The organism is Pantoea sp. GbtcB22, assembly GCF_019091025.1.
GTDB lineage: Bacteria > Pseudomonadota > Gammaproteobacteria > Enterobacterales > Enterobacteriaceae > Pantoea > Pantoea leporis.
The window spans coordinates 1-248 of the sequence record NZ_JAGXKB010000561.1 but is presented as its reverse complement, the minus strand read 5'-3'; the positions used below and the strand labels follow the sequence as shown (position 1 = coordinate 248).

General features: G+C 63.7%; 1 protein-coding gene. It reads right to left on the bottom strand.

The annotated features are described in order from the left end of the window. On the bottom strand, positions 1–248 hold a 248-nt coding region (locus KVT28_RS25970; protein ID WP_217551146.1), incomplete at both ends, for a hypothetical protein.

The following is a 248-nucleotide window of genomic DNA, read 5'->3' as shown; positions in this document are numbered from 1 at the left end:
CCCTCGCCGAGGAGGGTCCACCTGTTGTGGAGGACGGAAACGCGCTTCATCACACCGACGCGCTGGCCGGTCGCCACGTCGGTCACGTCGTACGTCGCGGACGTGTCGACGAGCGATCGCAACATGATCGAGAGCATCGGCTTCGTTGACGCCTCGTCCGCGAAGACCAGCATCTCCTTGGTCTTGAGCGGCTTCCAGATCACGAAGAACAGGAGCCGCCCGTCCGGGCCGAAGATGCGGAATCCAGA